The sequence below is a fragment of the Pseudomonas sp. SDO52101_S400 genome (genome assembly GCF_054071635.1).
The window spans coordinates 59,720-76,525 of sequence record NZ_JBSVWF010000028.1 but is presented as its reverse complement, the minus strand read 5'-3'; the positions used below and the strand labels follow the sequence as shown (position 1 = coordinate 76,525).

General features: G+C 61.5%; 23 protein-coding genes. 10 read left to right on the top strand and 13 right to left on the bottom strand.

Going from position 1 to position 16,806, the window contains the following annotated elements; translation table 11 throughout:
- Nucleotides 1-55: 55 nt before the first annotated feature.
- The 12 genes from ACW9HX_RS15915 to nrdR form a co-directional block, all read right to left on the bottom strand.
- On the bottom strand, nucleotides 56-856 hold the full coding sequence (locus tag ACW9HX_RS15915) for a cobalamin-binding protein (RefSeq protein ID WP_457381330.1): 801 nt from the start codon (nucleotides 854-856) through the stop codon (nucleotides 56-58).
- Nucleotides 856-1,275 (bottom strand): MFS transporter, encoded by a 420-nt coding sequence (locus tag ACW9HX_RS15910; RefSeq protein WP_065259553.1) that lies wholly within the window; start codon nucleotides 1,273-1,275, stop codon nucleotides 856-858. The genes ACW9HX_RS15915 and ACW9HX_RS15910 overlap by 1 nt, the downstream gene beginning before the upstream one ends.
- A complete protein-coding gene (gene ribA, locus ACW9HX_RS15905; protein ID WP_457381329.1) occupies nucleotides 1,272-1,889 on the bottom strand; it encodes a GTP cyclohydrolase II in 618 nt (205 codons plus the stop codon). Before ribA ends, ACW9HX_RS15910 begins: the two co-directional genes overlap by 4 nt.
- A 132-nt stretch (nucleotides 1,890-2,021) precedes the next feature.
- Nucleotides 2,022-2,747 (bottom strand): substrate-binding periplasmic protein, encoded by a 726-nt coding sequence (locus ACW9HX_RS15900; RefSeq protein ID WP_457381328.1) that lies wholly within the window; start codon nucleotides 2,745-2,747, stop codon nucleotides 2,022-2,024.
- Between the two features lie 28 nt (nucleotides 2,748-2,775).
- Complete coding sequence (locus ACW9HX_RS15895; RefSeq protein WP_096820753.1) at nucleotides 2,776-3,279, bottom strand: phosphatidylglycerophosphatase A family protein; 504 nt, start codon at nucleotides 3,277-3,279, stop codon at nucleotides 2,776-2,778.
- The gene (thiL, locus tag ACW9HX_RS15890; RefSeq protein WP_457381327.1) at nucleotides 3,276-4,241 is read right to left on the bottom strand and encodes a thiamine-phosphate kinase; all 966 of its coding nucleotides are present in this window, start codon (nucleotides 4,239-4,241) and stop codon (nucleotides 3,276-3,278) included. Before thiL ends, ACW9HX_RS15895 begins: the two co-directional genes overlap by 4 nt.
- A gap of 17 nt (nucleotides 4,242-4,258) precedes the next feature.
- On the bottom strand, nucleotides 4,259-4,759 hold the full coding sequence (nusB, locus tag ACW9HX_RS15885; protein WP_457381326.1) for a transcription antitermination factor NusB: 501 nt from the start codon (nucleotides 4,757-4,759) through the stop codon (nucleotides 4,259-4,261).
- A complete protein-coding gene (gene ribH, locus ACW9HX_RS15880; protein WP_003228649.1) occupies nucleotides 4,756-5,232 on the bottom strand; it encodes a 6,7-dimethyl-8-ribityllumazine synthase in 477 nt (158 codons plus the stop codon). The genes nusB and ribH overlap by 4 nt, the downstream gene beginning before the upstream one ends.
- A gap of 91 nt (nucleotides 5,233-5,323) precedes the next feature.
- The gene (ribBA, locus tag ACW9HX_RS15875; RefSeq protein WP_065259547.1) at nucleotides 5,324-6,415 is read right to left on the bottom strand and encodes a bifunctional 3,4-dihydroxy-2-butanone-4-phosphate synthase/GTP cyclohydrolase II; all 1,092 of its coding nucleotides are present in this window, start codon (nucleotides 6,413-6,415) and stop codon (nucleotides 5,324-5,326) included.
- Between the two features lie 16 nt (nucleotides 6,416-6,431).
- The gene (locus ACW9HX_RS15870) at nucleotides 6,432-7,094 is read right to left on the bottom strand and encodes a riboflavin synthase (RefSeq protein WP_085712322.1); all 663 of its coding nucleotides are present in this window, start codon (nucleotides 7,092-7,094) and stop codon (nucleotides 6,432-6,434) included.
- Nucleotides 7,095-7,141: 47 nt separating this feature from the next.
- Nucleotides 7,142-8,275, bottom strand: a complete 1,134-nt coding sequence (gene ribD, locus ACW9HX_RS15865; protein WP_457381325.1) for a bifunctional diaminohydroxyphosphoribosylaminopyrimidine deaminase/5-amino-6-(5-phosphoribosylamino)uracil reductase RibD — start codon at nucleotides 8,273-8,275, stop codon at nucleotides 7,142-7,144.
- Nucleotides 8,272-8,736, bottom strand: coding sequence for a transcriptional regulator NrdR (gene nrdR / locus ACW9HX_RS15860; RefSeq protein WP_003228656.1), 465 nt, complete (start codon nucleotides 8,734-8,736; stop codon nucleotides 8,272-8,274). Before nrdR ends, ribD begins: the two co-directional genes overlap by 4 nt.
- A gap of 128 nt (nucleotides 8,737-8,864) precedes the next feature.
- On the opposite strand from nrdR, the gene ACW9HX_RS15855 reads away from it, so the two are divergent.
- From ACW9HX_RS15855 to trxA, 3 genes are read left to right on the top strand one after another with little or no spacing between them, the layout of a single operon-like run.
- Entirely contained in the window at nucleotides 8,865-9,329 is a 465-nt protein-coding gene (locus tag ACW9HX_RS15855; protein WP_457381324.1) for a YbaY family lipoprotein, read from the top strand.
- Nucleotides 9,326-9,982 carry a class I SAM-dependent methyltransferase gene (locus ACW9HX_RS15850; protein ID WP_457381323.1) on the top strand — a complete coding sequence of 219 codons (657 nt, stop codon included), beginning with the start codon at nucleotides 9,326-9,328 and terminating at the stop codon, nucleotides 9,980-9,982. Before ACW9HX_RS15855 ends, ACW9HX_RS15850 begins: the two co-directional genes overlap by 4 nt.
- Nucleotides 9,983-10,021: 39 nt before the next feature.
- Complete coding sequence (trxA, locus tag ACW9HX_RS15845) at nucleotides 10,022-10,894, top strand: thioredoxin (RefSeq protein ID WP_457381322.1); 873 nt, start codon at nucleotides 10,022-10,024, stop codon at nucleotides 10,892-10,894.
- Between the two features lie 4 nt (nucleotides 10,895-10,898).
- Here the strand turns inward: trxA and ACW9HX_RS15840 are convergent, their stop codons facing one another.
- Nucleotides 10,899-11,258 carry a hypothetical protein gene (locus ACW9HX_RS15840; RefSeq protein WP_457381321.1) on the bottom strand — a complete coding sequence of 120 codons (360 nt, stop codon included), beginning with the start codon at nucleotides 11,256-11,258 and terminating at the stop codon, nucleotides 10,899-10,901.
- 29 nt (nucleotides 11,259-11,287) lie between these two features.
- Between ACW9HX_RS15840 and ACW9HX_RS15835 the strand changes: the two genes are divergently transcribed.
- From ACW9HX_RS15835 to ACW9HX_RS15805, 7 genes are all read left to right on the top strand, one after another.
- Nucleotides 11,288-11,965: a PAAR domain-containing protein gene (locus tag ACW9HX_RS15835; protein WP_457381320.1), complete on the top strand. Its 678-nt coding sequence runs from the start codon at nucleotides 11,288-11,290 to the stop codon at nucleotides 11,963-11,965.
- On the top strand, nucleotides 11,962-12,912 hold the full coding sequence (locus ACW9HX_RS15830) for a CHAP domain-containing protein (protein WP_457381319.1): 951 nt from the start codon (nucleotides 11,962-11,964) through the stop codon (nucleotides 12,910-12,912). Before ACW9HX_RS15835 ends, ACW9HX_RS15830 begins: the two co-directional genes overlap by 4 nt.
- Complete coding sequence (locus ACW9HX_RS15825; protein WP_457381318.1) at nucleotides 12,909-13,472, top strand: hypothetical protein; 564 nt, start codon at nucleotides 12,909-12,911, stop codon at nucleotides 13,470-13,472. The genes ACW9HX_RS15830 and ACW9HX_RS15825 overlap by 4 nt, the downstream gene beginning before the upstream one ends.
- A 156-nt stretch (nucleotides 13,473-13,628) precedes the next feature.
- Nucleotides 13,629-14,231: a DUF2796 domain-containing protein gene (locus tag ACW9HX_RS15820; protein ID WP_457381317.1), complete on the top strand. Its 603-nt coding sequence runs from the start codon at nucleotides 13,629-13,631 to the stop codon at nucleotides 14,229-14,231.
- 15 nt (nucleotides 14,232-14,246) lie between these two features.
- Nucleotides 14,247-14,957, top strand: a complete 711-nt coding sequence (locus ACW9HX_RS15815) for an ABC transporter ATP-binding protein (protein WP_457381316.1) — start codon at nucleotides 14,247-14,249, stop codon at nucleotides 14,955-14,957.
- 1 nt (nucleotide 14,958) lies between these two features.
- Nucleotides 14,959-16,224: an ABC transporter permease gene (locus ACW9HX_RS15810; RefSeq protein ID WP_457381315.1), complete on the top strand. Its 1,266-nt coding sequence runs from the start codon at nucleotides 14,959-14,961 to the stop codon at nucleotides 16,222-16,224.
- Between the two features lie 11 nt (nucleotides 16,225-16,235).
- The gene (locus ACW9HX_RS15805) at nucleotides 16,236-16,754 is read left to right on the top strand and encodes a DUF3299 domain-containing protein (protein WP_457381314.1); all 519 of its coding nucleotides are present in this window, start codon (nucleotides 16,236-16,238) and stop codon (nucleotides 16,752-16,754) included.
- Nucleotides 16,755-16,806: the final 52 nt, after the last annotated feature.

The window sequence follows — 16,806 nt, the reverse complement described above, 5'->3', positions numbered from 1 at the left end:
GGGAACGCATTCCAAATGTGGGAGCGGGCTTGCTCGCGAAGAATTCACCTCGGTCTCAGCGGTCTGGCGCGATCAACTTGCAGAGCTTGGCGGTGGCTTCGATCATCTGCCCGCTCGGACGCTCCAGACCTTTGTCGGTGACCAGCAGCAACTGCCTGTGCTTGACCGCTGCCACCTGCGGCCAGGCATTCCACGCACTCAGTTGCAATGGGGCGCCAGCCAGAATCACTTCGGGGTCACGCTGTAAAACGGCTTCGATGCTCACCTGCGGCGCCGGCAGCGTCAGGTCGGCGAACACGTTGCGCGCGCCGCATACCTCAAGCGCATCGCTGATGATCTGCCCGCCACCGATGGTGTACAGCGGCTTGTCCCAGACTTGATAGAACACCCGCAGCGGCGTTTCCCGCCGATAGCGTTGGCGCAGCTCATCGAGCTTGCGCCGCAACCCGGCCGCGCGTTCAACTCCGCGCTCAGGACGACCAAGCTGCATCGCGATGGCTTCGATCTGCGTCGTGAGCTGCTCGAAACTGTGGGGTTCGGCAACGAAAGTCGGGATGTTCAGGCGCTTGAGCTGATCGCGCTGAGCCGGGCCGACACTGCCGGGCCACAACAGCAACAAGTCAGGCTTGAGGCTGAGCAGCCGTTCCATGTCGAGCTGACCATAACGGCCCACCGAAGGCACATCCTTGATTGCAGACGGCCGGTCACCGGCATCCAGTACGCCCACCAACAGATCGGCCGAATCCAGCTCGACGACGATTTCAGACAGGGATGGCGCGAGGCTGACCACCCGCAGGGCGGCCAGGGTTTCGCTGCTGACGGCCAGCAGCAGAACCGCCAGCCAGAGACGACGCATCAACCGAGTTGACGCGGAATACGGTAGAGGTAGAACAGTACCGCCGTGGACAGCGCCAGTAACATCAGCGGAACGGCTTCGAGGCCGACGAACACCGCCAGTGCGCCGATCCACGCCGGCAACCCCGCCGCAAGAAAAGCTGTGCGACGACGCGCCGCGAGGGCAATCCACGCAGCGGGTTCTTCAGGGGTATCGAGGGCTTTTTGGGTGGCGATCAGCGCATGTTTGTAGCGGCCGAAAAACTTCAGGCTGACAAACATCGAGGCCACGCCGGCGATGAACAACGGCATCGCCAGCACCGGCATGATCGCTTCGCTCTCGCCGAACACGGCGTTGAGCACGAACAACGGCACCAGTGCCAGCGCCAGGTATTTCCACCAGGCGACCGACAGGCGGCGGCGCACCTGACCGCGGGTCACGCCCGGTCTACCTCGCCCTGATGTTCGTTGCCCATCATATGGTCGAGCTTACTGGCCTTGGTCGCCAGGTAGAGTTTGTTGTGCGGGTTGTGACCGGTGTGCAGCGGCACGCGCTCGGCAACGACGATGCTCATGTCGGTCAGGGCTTTGACCTTGCGCGGGTTGTTGGTCATCAGGCGCAGGGATTTCACGCCCAGATGCTCGAGCATCGGCAGGCACATGGCGTAATCACGCTGGTCGGCGGCAAAGCCCAGACGCTCGTTGGCTTCAACGGTGTCGGCGCCGCCGTCCTGCAATTCGTAGGCTCGGATCTTGTTCAGCAGGCCGATCCCACGACCTTCCTGACGCAGGTACAGCAACACGCCACGGCCTTCACGGGCGATCGCCTTGAGGGCGGCCTCCAGTTGCGAGCCGCAGTCGCAACGCTGACTGAACAAGGCATCGCCGGTCAGGCATTCGGAGTGCAACCGGCCGAGTACCGGGGCACCGTCGGCAATCTCACCCAGGCTCAGCACAACGTGCTCGCGGCCGGTGGCTTCATCGAGAAAACCGTGCATGGTGAATTGCGCAAAAGGCGTTGGCAGCTTGGAAGCGGCGACAAAAACGACAGGCACCGGTGTGCTCCTGATCTAAAAAGTCCGAGATTCGCTGGGCGGCATTGTAACAGCAGGTTCCTGCAGGCGCTTAGGCTGAATTATCGGCCATAACGATCAAAAAGTTTGATAACAGGCCCGCCATCATCGCGCTTACTCGAACGGATACGGCTGCTTCCAGTGCTCGAAAATCGGTTTCAGTTCGCCGCTTTTCACCAGTTGCTCCATGCGCCGGTCGTAGATCGACATCAGTGCGCGGGCTTGCGGGGTGTCGGCGAAACCGAGGTACAGCGGCAACTCCGCCAGATGCGAGTAATGGTATTGCGAAGGGTCGGCGGCGTTTCTCACTACCGCTTCGATTTCCGTCAAGGCATCGATGTAGTAATCCGCCCGCCCCTGCTTGAGCATCGACAGGATTCCGGTACGACGCTCGATCTGGTTGAAGCGTTTGACGTTCGGCAGGTAGGTTTCATAACGATAACCCCGCACCCAGGCCAGCCGGTATTTGCCGAGGGTGGCCTCGGTCGGTGCCGGGTTGCTGGCCAGGCCCAGCGCATAGATGTGGTCGGAATCGAAGTTCCATTTCGGGTACAGCACCTGCTCGGCTTCACCGCGGTAGGAGCCGACCAGCGCGTCGACTTCCTTCAATTGCACCAGGCCCACCGAACGGGTGTAGGGCACGGAGCGGATGTCCAGGGTCACGCCGGCCGGCTCGAACACTTTGCGCAATACATCCCAGCCCAGGCCGTGGCCGTCGGCAGCGGTGTAGTCTTCCCATTCTTCGCTGGCCAGGTGAATGACCGACGGCGGTGCGTCCTGCGCCTGGGCCATGGCGCCAAGCAAGGTCAAAAACACTATCGCCAACCAGCGTCGAGTCATCCCTGTGTCCCTCATCCACGCCTTGAAATCAGGCGAAAATCCACACCAGCCCCTGCATCGCCAACCAGGCGAACACACCGGCCAGCACGTCATCGAGCATGATGCCGACGCCGCCATGTACATGCCGGTCGATCCAGCGGATCGGCCATGGCTTGAGGATGTCGAAGAAACGGAACATCAAGAACCCGGCGAGCAGCCAGTACCAGCCTTCCGGCACCAGCCACAGGGTGATCCACATCCCGACCATCTCGTCCCAGACGATGCCTTCGTGGTCGTGTACCCGCAGATCGTCGGCGACCTTGCCGCACAGCCAGAAGCCGAACAGCATGGTGATCCCGAGCATCAGCCAGTAACCCCAGTCGGGCAACATCTGCCACAACGGAATAAAGGGTAGCGCAACTAACGAGCCCCACGTGCCCGGTGCTTTCGGCAAAGTGCCGGAACCAAAGCCGAACGCGAGGAAGTGCCAGGGATTGCGCCAGACCGACGGCGGAACGAACTCGCCGGGAACCTGTTTCGGGTGATCTGTCACGGTGACTCCTGAAAATGTTGATAACCCCGGATTTGCGGGGTGATGTCGTGCCCTTCACGATCCAGCAGCACCACGCCCTGCCCCTCAGCCACGCGCCCGATCACATGGATCGGCCAGCCATCGGCCAGCAGCACCGGCAACTCGACGGACGGCAGGGTGAAGGCCAGCACGTAATCATCGCCACCGCTCAACGCCGCACGTTCGGCGCCGCGTTGTCCGAGAAACGCCACCAACGCTTCCGACAACGGCACGCGCTCGCGTTCAACTTCGAGGCGAACCTTCGAAGCCAATGCGATGTGGCCGCAATCGGCGAGCAGGCCGTCGGAGATGTCCAGCGCCGAGGTGGCCTTGCCACGCAAGGCCTGCCCGAGGGCCAGTTGCGGTTGCGGCGACCAGTAATGATCGAGCAGCGGTTGGGCAATGCGCGGCTCGGCTTCGCGTTGGCCGAGCACCAGCGGCAAGGCGCCAGCGGCATTACCCAGCTCACCGCCGACGCACAGCAGATCGCCGGGCTGCGCGCCGCTGCGGGTCAGGGCCTGACCCGCCGGGACGCGACCGAAAACGGTCACGGTGAGGCTCAATGGCCCACGGGTGGTATCACCACCAACCAGCGCCACGCCACAGGTTTGTGCCATGTGGTTCAAACCGCGAGCATAGGCTTGCAGCCAATCAGCGGTCACTGTCGGCAAGGTCAGGGCAAGGGTAAAGGCAACGGGCGCAGCGCCCATGGCAGCCAGGTCGCTGACCGCCACGGCCAGCGAGCGCTGACCGAGCAGAAACGGATCGCAGGGATCGGCGAAATGCACGCCGGCCACCAGCGTATCGGTGGAAACCGCCAGCTGTTCCCCGGAAGGAACCGCCAGCAAGGCGCAGTCGTCGCCGATCCCCAGTGCAACGCCCTCGCCGCCCTGCGCACAAGGCGCGGCGGCGAAGAAATTGCGGATCAGCTCAAACTCGCCCATGAGGTATCAAGCGCGTTTTAGCGCTTGAACGCCTTCACTTCAGCTTCACGCAGGCGCGGGGCCAGCTTGTCGAGCACGCCGTTGACGAACTTGTGGCCATCGGTAGAACCGAACACCTTCGCCAGTTCGATACCCTCGTTGATCACAACGCGGTACGGGACGTCGACGCGCTTGAGCAATTCCCAGGTGGACAGGCGCAGAACTGCCAGTTCAACCGGGTCCAGTTCTTCGATCGACAAGTCCAGGCAAGGCGTGAGCGCGTTGTCGATTTCGGTGCGATTGGCCGGAACCCCGTGGAGGATTTCGCGGAAGTACGCGCCATCGACATCGGTAAAATCGTTATCGACCCGGAATTGCGCTTCGATCTCGTTCAGCGAAGCCTTGGCCATGTGCCATTGATACAGAGCCTGAGTCGCGAGCTGACGGGCTTCGCGGCGCTTGACGCTCTTCGATGGCTTGCCGGCATCCGCAGGTTTCGGATCGCGCGGGTTGAAACGATCGCTTTCGTCGCTAATCACTTGGCCTCCAACTGCGCCAGCAGGCTGACCATTTCCAGAGCGGACAGGGCAGCTTCAGCACCTTTGTTGCCGGCCTTGGTGCCGGAACGTTCGATGGCTTGCTCGATGGAATCAACGGTCAGGACGCCGAAAGCGACCGGTACGCCGAACTCCATGGACACCTGGGCCAGGCCCTTGGTGCACTCGCCCGCCACGTATTCGAAGTGCGGAGTGCCACCACGAATGACCGCGCCCAGGGCGATGATTGCTGCGAACTCGCCTTTCTGGGCGACTTTTTGCGCAACCAGCGGGATTTCGAAGGCGCCAGGTGCGCGGATGATGGTGATGTCGCTTTCGCTCACGCCGTGGCGAACCAGGGCATCAACTGCACCGCTGACCAGGCTTTCAACCACAAAACTGTTGAAACGGCCCACTACCAAAGCGTAGCGGCCTTTAGGGGCGATGAAGGTACCTTCGATGGTCTTCAGGGTCATTCGTCAGATCTCTTAAAGAGCCGGGACGCGTCTGTTTCGCGTCCCTCAGTGATTTATTTGCCGCGAATTCGGGTCCGGAAACAACCGGTCATTATTCGGAGGGCACGTATTCTACAACTTCCAGATCGAAACCGGATATCGCATTAAATTTCATCGGTGCACTCATCAAACGCATTTTGCGCACGCCGAGGTCCCGCAGGATCTGCGAACCGGCACCGACGATGCTGTAGGTGGTCGGTTTTTTCACCGCCGCCTGATCGCCGGTTTCACGGATGTGCGCCAGCAGCACGTCGCCATCGAGCGGATGACCGAGCAACAGCACCACACCGCTGCCAGCCTCGGCAACCGCAGCCATGGCGGCGCGCAGGCTCCAGCGGCCCGGTTGCTTGACCATCAGCAGGTCGCGCAGCGGGTCCATGTTGTGCACGCGAACCAGGGTTGGTTCTTCGGCGCAAACGGTGCCCAGGGTCAGAGCCATGTGCACGTCACCTTCCACGGAATCACGATAGGTCACCAGGTTGAATTGGCCCAGTTCGCTGTCCAGCGGCTGCTCGGCAATCCGCTGAACGGTACGTTCGTGGATCATCCGGTAGTGGATCAGGTCGGCGATGGTGCCGATCTTGATGTTGTGCTCGGCCGCAAAGGCTTCCAGCTCGGCGCGACGGGACATGGTGCCGTCGTCGTTCATCACTTCGCAGATCACGCCGCTTGGTTCGAAACCGGCCATGCGCGCCAGGTCGCAAGCGGCTTCGGTGTGACCGGCGCGGGCCAGGGTGCCACCGGCCTGGGCCATCAGCGGGAAGATGTGGCCGGGGCTGACGATGTCTTCGGCTTTCGCGTCTTTCGCCGCAGCCGCTTGCACGGTGCGTGCGCGGTCGGCAGCGGAGATGCCGGTGGTCACGCCTTCGGCGGCTTCGATCGAGACGGTGAACTTGGTGCCGAAACCGGAACCGTTGCGTGGCGCCATCAGCGGCAGCTTCAGGGTTTCGCAGCGCTCGCGGCTCATCGGCATGCAGATCAGGCCACGGGCGTGCTTGGCCATGAAGTTGATGTGCTCGGCCTTGCAGCATTCGGCGGCCATGATCAGGTCGCCTTCGTTCTCGCGGTCTTCGTCATCCATGAGGATGACCATCTTGCCTTGGCGGATGTCTTCAACCAGTTCTTCGATGCTATTGAGCGCCACAAGGCACCCCCTTCAGTCAGGATTTGAGGTAGCCGTTGGCGGCCAGAAAGCTTTCGGTGATGCCACCGGACGTCGGCTCTGCGGCCTTGTCGCCCAACAGCAGACGCTCCAGATAGCGCGCCAGCAGGTCGACTTCCAGGTTCACCCGGCGGCCTGGCTTGTAGGACGCCATGATGGTTTCGCTCAAGGTGTGCGGGATGATCGTCAGCAGGAATTCGGCGCCATCGACCGCGTTCACGGTCAGGCTGGTGCCATCAACCGTGATCGAGCCTTTGTGGGCGATGTACTTGGCCAGCTCCTTCGGCGCGCGGATGCGAAATTCCACGGCGCGGGCATTGTCGCTGCGCGAGACCACTTCGCCGACACCGTCGACGTGACCGCTGACCAGATGCCCGCCGAGACGGGTGGTCGGGGTCAGGGCTTTTTCCAGGTTGACCGGGCTGCCGCTTTTCAGGTCATTCATGGCCGTGCAGTCGAGGGTTTCGCGACTGACGTCGGCGGCAAAGCCGTCGCCCGGCAGTTCGACGGCGGTCAGGCACACGCCGTTGACCGCGATGCTGTCGCCGAGTTTGACGTCGCTCAGGTCGAGCTTGCCGGTTTCGACATGCACCCGCACATCACCGCCCTTTGGGGTCAGTGCGCGGATACTGCCGATGGATTCGATGATGCCGGTAAACATGGGGTTCTCCTTGAGAACGAAGCCAGCGCTAACGCGATGGCCGGGAATTATACGCTCGCCGATGGGACAGGGATTGCAGTGACTCGCCAGTCATCGCCAACCGCGCGAATTTCAGTGATTTTCAGCTCCGGCGCATCCTTCATATAGGCCAGCGGCCAGTCCAGAAGCGGACGCGCCGTAGAGCCGAGGAACTTGCCGGCGATGAAGATCACGAACTCGTCGACCAGGCCGAGCTGGGCAAATGCGCCGGCCAGTCGCGGCCCCGCCTCGACCAGCACTTCGTTGACGCCACGGTTGGCCAGCTCGACCAGCAATTGATGCAGATCGACCTGACCGTCATCGCCCGGCACGATCAGGCATTCCGGACCGTGGGCGTACTGTTCTTCGATGGCCACGCAGGTCGCGACCAGCGCCGGGCCGGCCTTGAAGAACGGGGCGTCCAGCGGAACCCGCAGACGTCCGTCGATCAGCACTCGCAACGGCGGACGACTGAGGGCCAGCGCAGTCTGCTCGGCATCCAGTCCCAGCTCATCGGCGCGAACGGTCAACCGTGCGCCATCGGCCAGCACCGTATCGGCGCCGGTCAGCACCACGCTGGCCTGGGCGCGCAAACGCTGTACCGCCGAACGTGCGGCAGGGCCGGTGATCCATTGACTCTCGCCGCTTTCCATCGCCGTGCGACCGTCGAGGCTCATGGCCAACTTCACCCGCACGAACGGCAAGCCGTGTTCCATGCGCTTCAGGAAACCTTGATTGAGCTTGCGGGCTTCGGCTTCCAGCACACCACTTTCAGTCGCTATACCGGCATCGGCCAGACGCTGCAGACCGCGCCCGGCGACTTGCGGATTGGGATCACGCATCGCCGCGACCACCCGGCCAACACCGGCATTCACCAGCGCATCGGCGCACGGCGGTGTGCGGCCGTGGTGGCTGCAAGGTTCGAGGGTCACGTAAGCCGTGGCGCCCCGGGCCAGTTCACCGGCGGCGCGCAGGGCGTGGACTTCGGCGTGGGGTTCGCCGGCACGTTCATGCCAGCCTTCGCCGACAATCTGCCCGTCGCGCACGATCACACAACCGACCCGTGGATTGGGATGGGTCGTGTAGTGTCCCTTGCGCGCCAGCTCTAGGGCCCGGGCCATGAAGTGGGCGTCGAGGATGGCCTGCTCGGCGGCGGTGGTCATTCTTTCACCGGTTCGCGGGCGAGGCGGTCGATCTCTTCGCGGAACTCGTTGAGGTCCTGAAAGCGGCGGTACACGGAAGCGAAACGGATGTAGGCAACTTCATCGAGCTTTTGCAGCTCGGCCATCACCAGTTCGCCGACCACGAGGGACTTGACCTCGCGCTCGCCGGTGGCGCGCAACTTGTGCTTGATATGGACCAGCGAGGATTCGAGGCGCTCGACGCTCACCGGACGTTTCTCCAGGGCGCGTTGCATGCCGGCGCGGAGTTTTTCTTCGTCGAACGGTTGGCGGCTGCCGTCGGTTTTGATCAGGCGCGGCAACACCAGTTCGGCCGTCTCGAACGTCGTGAAACGTTCGCCGCAGGCCAGGCATTCACGCCGGCGGCGCACCTGTTCGCCCTCGGCGACCAGACGCGAGTCGATGACCTTGGTGTCGTTGGCACCGCAGAAGGGACAGTGCATGGTGGCTGGCAACAAAAAAAGGGAGGGCCATGGTAGCGCATCCCGGTGGCAAGACAAGCCATAGGCTTTGCGGTATACAGACTGCCATGATCGTTTGATCCATGGATTTCATTTTGACGGAGCCACCAATGTCGCTACGACCGCTCGTTTTGCTCAGTGTTTTCGCCCTGCTGGTGGCCTGTGGCAGCGATAAGCCCAAGCCGCAGCCGCCAACGCCGGGCCCGGCGCCGCAACAAGCACAGAAAAAGGCCAAAGAAGCAGCCGACCTCGGCCCGCTGCCTGCGTATCAACGGGAACTGAGCGGCACCCTGCAAGGCGTGCCGGCGGGCGCCGAAGTCGAACTGGCGCTGCTGGTGATCGACGAGAAGGGTCGCCCGCAACAATTGCTCGCCAGCTCCAGCCTGATCGGCAACAACCAGGTTCTGCCGTTTCGCCTGCGATTCAATCCTGATGCCTTCCCGGCGGGAGCGCGGGTCGAACTGCGTGGCCGCGCTACTCAATCCGGTCAGTTGATCCTGCACCTGCCGTCGCAGACCATCAGCCAGCCGACCACCCAGGCCCTGGGCCAACTGCAATTTGTCAAAGCGCCATGAATGCACCGCTGGACCTGCAACAGGCGCTGGGCGAGCTGCTCGGCGACGCCCGACTGGTGGCCTGCCCGCTGCCGGACACTGAGCTGAAACTGTGGCTGATCGATGGCGACAACATGGCCCGGGAATTCAGCCCGGACGAAACCCGGCGAATCCTGCACGAACCGCCGTACTGGAGTTTCTGCTGGGCCAGCGGCCTGGCCGTGGCACGCTATCTGGCGGAATTCCCCGAGTGGGTCCGTGGTAAACGCGTACTGGATTTCGGCGCCGGTTCCGGGATCGCCGGGATTGCCGCCGTGAAGGCCGGCGCGCTGGAAGTGGTGGCCTGCGACCTCGATCCGCTGGCGATTGCCGCGTGCCGGGCCAACGCCGAACTCAATGATGTGCAGATGAGCTATTCCACGGACTTCTTCGCCGAGGCGGATCGCTTCGATCTGATCCTGGTCGCCGACGTTTTGTACGACCGCGAGAACCTGCCGCTGCTCGACGCGTTTCTCAGTCGCGGTCGCGAAGCGCTGGTGGCGGATTCGCGGGTCAGGGATTTCCGTCATCCGCTGTACCGGCGGATTGAAATGCTCGAAGCCATGACCCTGCCGGATCTGGCCGAGCCCGAAGAGTTTCGCCATGTCAGCCTCTACCACGCGGCCCGCGCCTGACCGTATAGTTGCCCCATTCACGCTTTTACGAGATACCCCATGAGTCAGCAAACGCCGTACATCTTCGACGCCACGACGGCCGACTTCGACCAGTCGGTGATCGAGGCTTCCTTTCAAAAACCGGTGCTGGTGGATTTCTGGGCCGAATGGTGTGCGCCGTGCAAGGCGCTGATGCCGATGCTGCAAGGGATCGCCGAGAGCTATCAGGGCGAGTTGCTGCTGGCCAAGGTCGACTGCGACGTGGAGCAGGACATCGTCGCCCGCTTCGGTATTCGCAGCCTGCCGACCGTGGTGCTGTTCAAAGACGGTCAACCGGTGGACGGCTTCGCCGGGGCCCAGCCGGAATCCGCCGTGCGCGCCCTGCTCGAACCGCATGTGAAGATGCCGCCACCGGCCGCCGCCGATCCATTCGAACAGGCTCAGGCGCTGTTCGATGAAGGCCGTTACGCCGATGCCGAAGCGGCGCTGGTGGTGATGCTCAATGAAGACAACACCAACGCCAAGGCGCTGATCCTGTATGCCCGCTGCATGACCGAACGCGGTGAACTGGGCGAAGCGCAAACCGTGCTCGACGCAGTCAAGAGCGACGAACACAAGGCTGCATTGGCCGGTGCCAAGGCGCAGATCAAGTTCCTCGGTCTGGCCCGTGACCTGCCGGACGCCGCCGACCTGAAAAGCCGTCTGGCGCAGAACCCGCAGGACGATGAAGCGGTGTATCAACTGGCGATCCAGCAACTGGCCCGTCAGCAATACGAAGCGGCGCTGGACGCACTGCTCAAGCTGTTCATCCGCAACCGCAGCTATGGCGAAGGTCTGCCGCACAAGACCTTGCTGCAAGTGTTCGAACTGCTGGGCAACGACCACCCGCTGGTGACCGCTTACCGGCGCAAGGTGTTTGCCGCGCTGTACTAAGCGCTTACTCGATCCAGCTGTAGAGCGGCGTATCCCCGCCGCTCACCACTTTCACATCCGACGAATGCCGCAGGCGCACCAGCAAGCGTTTGCCCGCCGCCGCGCTACCGGTCAACCCTTCAAGCTGATCCAGCAACTCCGGCCCGCTGAGTTGCCCGGCCTTGCGCAGCAAATCCCTGGCGACCTGCCACAACGCCTCATCCTGATTCATCGGTTTCGCCACCGGCGCCGCTGCTGCAGTCAGCGGCTGGGCCGTTTGCACCTGCACGCCAAACTGCGAACCGAGCCGCGCCCAGTCGCTTTCATCCAGTTCCAGGGTCAAATCCACCGGCAACTCACCGACGGTTCCGCGTATCCGCAACATAACTTCGCTCCCGCACATTTCTGACCTGCATGCTCCCATGGGACTTGTGTAACGCCAAGTGTCAGAAGCTGGCGACGCTTGCCTTATCGGCTACATTTCTTCTTTTTTTCATGGGAAGGAACCCCATGTCTTCAGGAAGAAAACTGGCGTCGAAGGGAGGCCCCACCTCTACAGGTGGCGTGATTCTCGAAGGAAACGAAAACCTGCGTATCGAAGGCAAAATCATCGCCTCGATCGGGCAGCTTGCCAGTTGCCCGGCGTGCAGTGCTGGCCAAGGACCGATTGTCGCCGTTGGCGAAAGAACTCTGATCCTGCCCGCCGGCCCAGCTGCACTGGAGGGTGACTATATCGCCTGCGGCTGCCCGCCCATGGCCAACAAACTGCTCACTCAGCAACACAGCGGCTTCGCCGGCATTGGCCGTCCAGCTCCCATCGATATGGGCCCTTCGATTACCGCCCCGACTTCACATCGCTATCTGCAAGTCATCATCGAACGCCTGGACGACTCCCAGAAACCAGGACTTGCCTACAGACTCAAAGACAAGAAAAAAACAGCCGTCCTGCAAGACATCACCTGTAATGCAACAGGCGAAGGCTGCGAACACCCTGTGGAAAGCCATTCGGATTACGACACTCTGTTGGTCGGTGAAGAGTCCGAGTGGACGTTTTACGCTTATGAAGAATCCCTGAATCAGGACTTGCCATGAAGTCGGAAATCAAACTCGTCTTTAAAGACTTTCTGATGCAGCCGCCAAAAGGCGTGAAGTTTCAGTTGCTGATCGACGGACTTGTCATTGATGACAACATCGTTCAAAACGATGACAAACCCCGCATCTACTCGCTCGTTTCGGACAAGACTCAAACCGCTATTACTCGCTCGGACGCCCAGAAATTACCGTCGATAAAAAGCAGTGACAGCTATGAAGTCACCGTTCAAATTGTTGGTAACTCCGGCGCAAAAAAGGCAATGCATACAGCCACGCTGAATTCAGGTAAATCGCTGTCGATAGTTGCAGTATCACCTTGGGTAAAAGTGCCTCTATCCACCAGCGGCAAAGTCTCTAACGACACATTCTACGAGGTCGAGTATGGCGTCAAACGGAGGGATGAAACCCGCACCGTAAAGGTGGTCATCCAGGACATGCCGCGCCGCATACTGATGGAGGCGCTATCACACCGAGGTTCGACTGAATGGGCCGGCAACAAAGTCAAACATTCTTTACCGCATCCAACGCTTAAGAAAAGCGTGGAGTTCAGGGCGGAATCAAACAAGTGCAATGTGTTCGTCTATGACGTATTGACTGCCATCGGTGTCAACGTGGCGATGATCGAACATGGCTCTTCAAAATACATCCCGGGCTACTCCAAAGTGAGCCCGCCAACCGCAGGGGAATGGGCAGATGAGACCCGGCTGCTCAATAGTTGGAACGCAGAGAAATCCCCCCTACCCGGAGACGTTGGTGCGTATGCTGTCAATTACACTGATGCCAGCGGTCACGTCGGATTTGTTCTGACTCAAGGTGTCTGCATTTCAGCAGGCTGGGACAAAATCGAAGTCAATGACGCAGGTTTTCGAATCGCATCGGGTAATGCTGCTCGCAGTGACCACGACTTCACCATCTTCCGACGTTACAAGTACAGCAAACCACAATGAAACGACTCTGGATAATCCTGGCTGCTTCACTCCTGCTCGTTGTGGCATGGCGCTTCTGGTCGCCTGCCGACCTCTCAGCCTGCACCTCCGAAGGCGCAGCACCAGGGCCGTTGACCGCCATCGTTCACAATTACTTTGAAAGTAATAGGCGTATCGGATGGCGGGATATGGATGACCGCTTCGACATACTTTCTACTCCCGAAGGCCAAAAAGTTGCCGGTCAACCAATGCCGTACGCCTGTGAAGCGTTACAGATACTGCAGAATCCCGCGTTCAGTGAAAGTGAAAAAATCTTCACTACGGCGTTGATGTTTCAGTTGCCGATCAGTCAGTACATGGGCTTCATGGATCGCAGCCATCAACTTTACTCAGAGCACAGAATAGATCCGGAGGTCATGAAGGTGGTGGTACTTCCGCGCGGCACGGCGATCAACTACTGGTGGCTTCCAGCCTGGCGCCAGCGCTTCACTCGCGATGCTCCGAATCTGCTCGACGAAAGTCTGATCCGCCATGTGCTGACGGGAGGCTACTGGTTCGACTATCCCGGCGCCGGATTCTGATTCAACAATCGTGACATTCAATCTACGCACCGCTCCGGAACATCCCGGACGGTGCTCAGTCATGCCTTGCGCAAAGCGTTTCAGGCGGGCAAACTCTGCGCACTTTCGTTATAAGATTACATAACAAACTCTTCACTTTACTTCCCGGAGTTCGCCATGCGTCGTCTGCTGCTCGCTTTGCCGTTTGCCCTGTTGCCGCTGGCCATCGCCCAGGCCGCCGATGAGCACGATCATGACCACGAACATGGCAGCCTCGGCGCCCACGAGCATGGCGTCGGTCGTCTGAACGCTGCGCTCGACGGCCAGACCCTGGAGCTGGAGCTGGAAAGCCCGGCGATGAACCTCGTCGGTTTCGAACACGTCGCCACCAGCGATGCCGACAAGGCCAAGGTCGCTGCCGCCCGTGCACAACTTGAAAAACCATTGGCGCTGTTCAGCCTGCCGGCCGCTGCCGGTTGCAAAGTCGTCAGTCAGAAGCTGGAAAGCCCGCTGTTCGGTGACAAGCCGGATGCCGACGATCACGACGACGATGATCACGACGAAGACGCCAAGGGCGGCGAAGCGCATCACCACGATCACAGCGAAATCCACGCTCACTATCAGTTCACCTGCGCAGCACCGGGCGCCTTGAACACCCTGGATCTGGCGAACATTTTCAATACCTTCCCGGCCACCCAGAAAATTCAGGTACAACTGATCAGCCCGAACGGCCAGCAAGGCACGGAAGTGACGGCCAAATCCGCCGCCCTGAAATTCTGATCACGAACCGGCACCATGACCCAAGCACTCATCGAACTGTCCGACCTGGGCTTCAACTGGCCCGGTCACCCGCCGCTGCTGGACATCCCGGCGTTTCGTCTGGAACCGGGTGAAACCCTGTTCCTCAAGGGCCCCAGCGGCAGCGGCAAGACCACCCTGCTCGGCCTGCTGGGCGGGGTGCAGAAGCCCGGTCGCGGCAGCATTCGTCTGCTCGGCCAGGAGCTGACCGAGCTGGGTGCCGGCGCTCGCGATCGCTTTCGCGTCGATCACACTGGCTACATCTTTCAGCAGTTCAACCTGCTGCCGTTTCTCTCGGTGCGCGAGAACGTCGAGCTGCCGTGCCACTTCTCAAAACTGCGTGCCGAGCGCGCGAAGCAACGTCACGGCAGCGTGGATCAAGCAGCGGCCACGTTGCTTGCTCACTTGGGCTTGAAGGATGAAAGCATTCTTGGGCGTCGCGCCGACTCGCTGTCGATCGGTCAACAGCAACGGGTTGCCGCTGCACGTGCACTGATCGGTCAGCCGGAACTGGTGATCGCAGACGAGCCGACCTCGGCGCTGGATTTCGACGCCCGGGAAAACTTCATTCGCCTGTTGTTCGCCGAGTGCCGTGAGGCCGGGTCGAGCCTGTTGTTCGTCAGCCACGACCAGAGCCTGGCGCCGCTGTTCGACCGTCACCTGTCCCTGGCCGAACTCAATCGCGCCGCCACGTCTGCCGAGGTCTGAGATGTATCTGTTCCGTCTGGCCATGGCCAGCCTCGCCAACCGCCGCTTCACCGCCCTGCTCACCGCTTTCGCCATCGCCCTCTCCGTCTGCCTGCTGCTGGCAGTGGAGCGGGTGCGCACCGAAGCCAAGGCCAGTTTCGCCAGCACCATCAGCGGCACCGACCTGATCGTCGGCGCCCGTTCAGGTTCGGTGAACCTGCTGCTGTATTCGGTGTTCCGCATCGGCAACGCCACCAACAACATCCGCTGGGACAGCTTCGAACACTTCGCCAGCAACCCGAAGGTGAAGTGGGCGATCCCGATGTCCCTCGGCGATTCACATCGCGGCTACCGGGTGATGGGCACCACCGAAACCTATTTCGAGCACTACCAATATGGCCGCCAGCAGCATCTGGAACTGGCCGACGGCCGCGCCTTCGCTACCGATCCGTTCGAAGTAGTGCTCGGTGCCGAAGTGGCCGAGGCCCTGCATTACAAGCTCGGCGACAAACTGGTACTGGCCCACGGCGTGGCGGCGATCAGTCTGGTCAAGCACGACGACAAACCGTTCACCGTGGTCGGCATTCTCAAGCGCACCGGCACGCCGGTGGACCGCACGCTGCACATCAGCCTCGGCGGCATGGAGGCGATCCACATCGACTGGCACAACGGGGTGCCGGCCCGTGGCAACGGGCGGATCAGCGCCGATCAGGCACGCAACATGGACCTGACGCCGCAAGCGATCACCGCGTTCATGCTCGGCCTCAACAGCAAGATCTCGACCTTCGCGCTGCAACGGGAAATCAACGAATTCCGTGGCGAGCCGATGCTGGCGATCCTGCCGGGCGTGGCCTTGCAAGAGTTGTGGAGCCTGATGAGCACCGCCGAAAAAGCGCTGTTCGTGGTCTCGCTGTTCGTGGTGCTGACCGGGCTGATCGGCATGCTCACCGCGATTCTCACCAGCCTCAACGAGCGTCGCCGCGAAATGGCGATCCTGCGTTCGGTGGGCGCGCGACCGTGGCACATCGCGAGCCTGCTGGTGCTGGAGGCGTTTGCTCTGGCACTGACCGGGGTGATCGCCGGACTGGCGTTGCTGTACATCGGCATCGCCGCGGCACAGGGTTATGTGCAGGCCAATTACGGCTTGTATCTGCCGCTGGCATGGCCAAGCGAGTATGAATGGACGCTGCTCGGTGGCATTCTGGCTGCCGCGCTGCTGATGGGCAGCGTGCCGGCCTGGCGCGCGTATCGCCAATCATTGGCCGATGGCCTGTCGATCCGTTTATGAGGATGTTCACCATGCCCCGCGCTGTCCTTGCGCTGCTGTTGCTGGTCGCCCTGCCCGTCTGGGCGGCGGCACCGAAAGACCTGACCTGGTCGGAGATGATCCCGCCGGACGCGGCGCCCGAAGTGCCGAACATGACGCCGCTGCATGACTTGTCGAAGATGAGCGACGCGCTGTCGGCCGAATCCGCGCCAGCCGCCAAGCAAGACATGCCCAACGCGCCGGTGGTGCAAAGCCTCGACGGTCAGAACATTCGCCTGCCGGGCTACATCGTGCCGCTGGAAGTCAGCGAGGAAGGCCGCACCACGGACTTCCTGCTGGTGCCGTATTTCGGCGCCTGCATCCACGTGCCGCCACCGCCGTCGAACCAGATCGTGCATGTGAAAAGCGCGGTCGGCGTGAAACTCGACGAACTGTATCAGCCGTACTGGGTCGAGGGGCCGTTGCAGGTCAAGGCGTCCACCAGCGAACTGGCCGATGCCGGGTATCAGATGGACGCAGACAAGATTTACGTCTACGAACTGCCGGAGTAAATCCGGCAATCAGTTATAGCCCGCCCAATCGGCTTCGCGAGCAAAGGTTCTA

What these genes read in the sequence shown, in the direction of transcription:
- ACW9HX_RS15915 (WP_457381330.1), bottom strand. Translation starts at nt 856, where the DNA reads ATGCGTCGTCTCTGGCTGGCGGTTCTGCTGCTGGCCGTCAGCAGCGAA.
- ACW9HX_RS15900 (WP_457381328.1), bottom strand. Translation starts at nt 2,747, where the DNA reads ATGACTCGACGCTGGTTGGCGATAGTGTTTTTGACCTTGCTTGGCGCC.
- thiL (WP_457381327.1), bottom strand. Translation starts at nt 4,241, where the DNA reads ATGGGCGAGTTTGAGCTGATCCGCAATTTCTTCGCCGCCGCGCCTTGT.
- ribH (WP_003228649.1), bottom strand. Translation starts at nt 5,232, where the DNA reads ATGACCCTGAAGACCATCGAAGGTACCTTCATCGCCCCTAAAGGCCGC.
- ACW9HX_RS15870 (WP_085712322.1), bottom strand. Translation starts at nt 7,094, where the DNA reads ATGTTTACCGGCATCATCGAATCCATCGGCAGTATCCGCGCACTGACC.
- ribD (WP_457381325.1), bottom strand. Translation starts at nt 8,275, where the DNA reads ATGACCACCGCCGCCGAGCAGGCCATCCTCGACGCCCACTTCATGGCC.
- nrdR (WP_003228656.1), bottom strand. Translation starts at nt 8,736, where the DNA reads ATGCACTGTCCCTTCTGCGGTGCCAACGACACCAAGGTCATCGACTCG.
- ACW9HX_RS15855 (WP_457381324.1), top strand. Translation starts at nt 8,865, where the DNA reads ATGTCGCTACGACCGCTCGTTTTGCTCAGTGTTTTCGCCCTGCTGGTG.
- ACW9HX_RS15850 (WP_457381323.1), top strand. Translation starts at nt 9,326, where the DNA reads ATGAATGCACCGCTGGACCTGCAACAGGCGCTGGGCGAGCTGCTCGGC.
- trxA (WP_457381322.1), top strand. Translation starts at nt 10,022, where the DNA reads ATGAGTCAGCAAACGCCGTACATCTTCGACGCCACGACGGCCGACTTC.
- ACW9HX_RS15840 (WP_457381321.1), bottom strand. Translation starts at nt 11,258, where the DNA reads ATGTTGCGGATACGCGGAACCGTCGGTGAGTTGCCGGTGGATTTGACC.
- ACW9HX_RS15835 (WP_457381320.1), top strand. Translation starts at nt 11,288, where the DNA reads ATGCTCCCATGGGACTTGTGTAACGCCAAGTGTCAGAAGCTGGCGACG.
- ACW9HX_RS15830 (WP_457381319.1), top strand. Translation starts at nt 11,962, where the DNA reads ATGAAGTCGGAAATCAAACTCGTCTTTAAAGACTTTCTGATGCAGCCG.
- ACW9HX_RS15825 (WP_457381318.1), top strand. Translation starts at nt 12,909, where the DNA reads ATGAAACGACTCTGGATAATCCTGGCTGCTTCACTCCTGCTCGTTGTG.
- ACW9HX_RS15820 (WP_457381317.1), top strand. Translation starts at nt 13,629, where the DNA reads ATGCGTCGTCTGCTGCTCGCTTTGCCGTTTGCCCTGTTGCCGCTGGCC.
- ACW9HX_RS15815 (WP_457381316.1), top strand. Translation starts at nt 14,247, where the DNA reads ATGACCCAAGCACTCATCGAACTGTCCGACCTGGGCTTCAACTGGCCC.
- ACW9HX_RS15810 (WP_457381315.1), top strand. Translation starts at nt 14,959, where the DNA reads ATGTATCTGTTCCGTCTGGCCATGGCCAGCCTCGCCAACCGCCGCTTC.
- ACW9HX_RS15805 (WP_457381314.1), top strand. Translation starts at nt 16,236, where the DNA reads ATGCCCCGCGCTGTCCTTGCGCTGCTGTTGCTGGTCGCCCTGCCCGTC.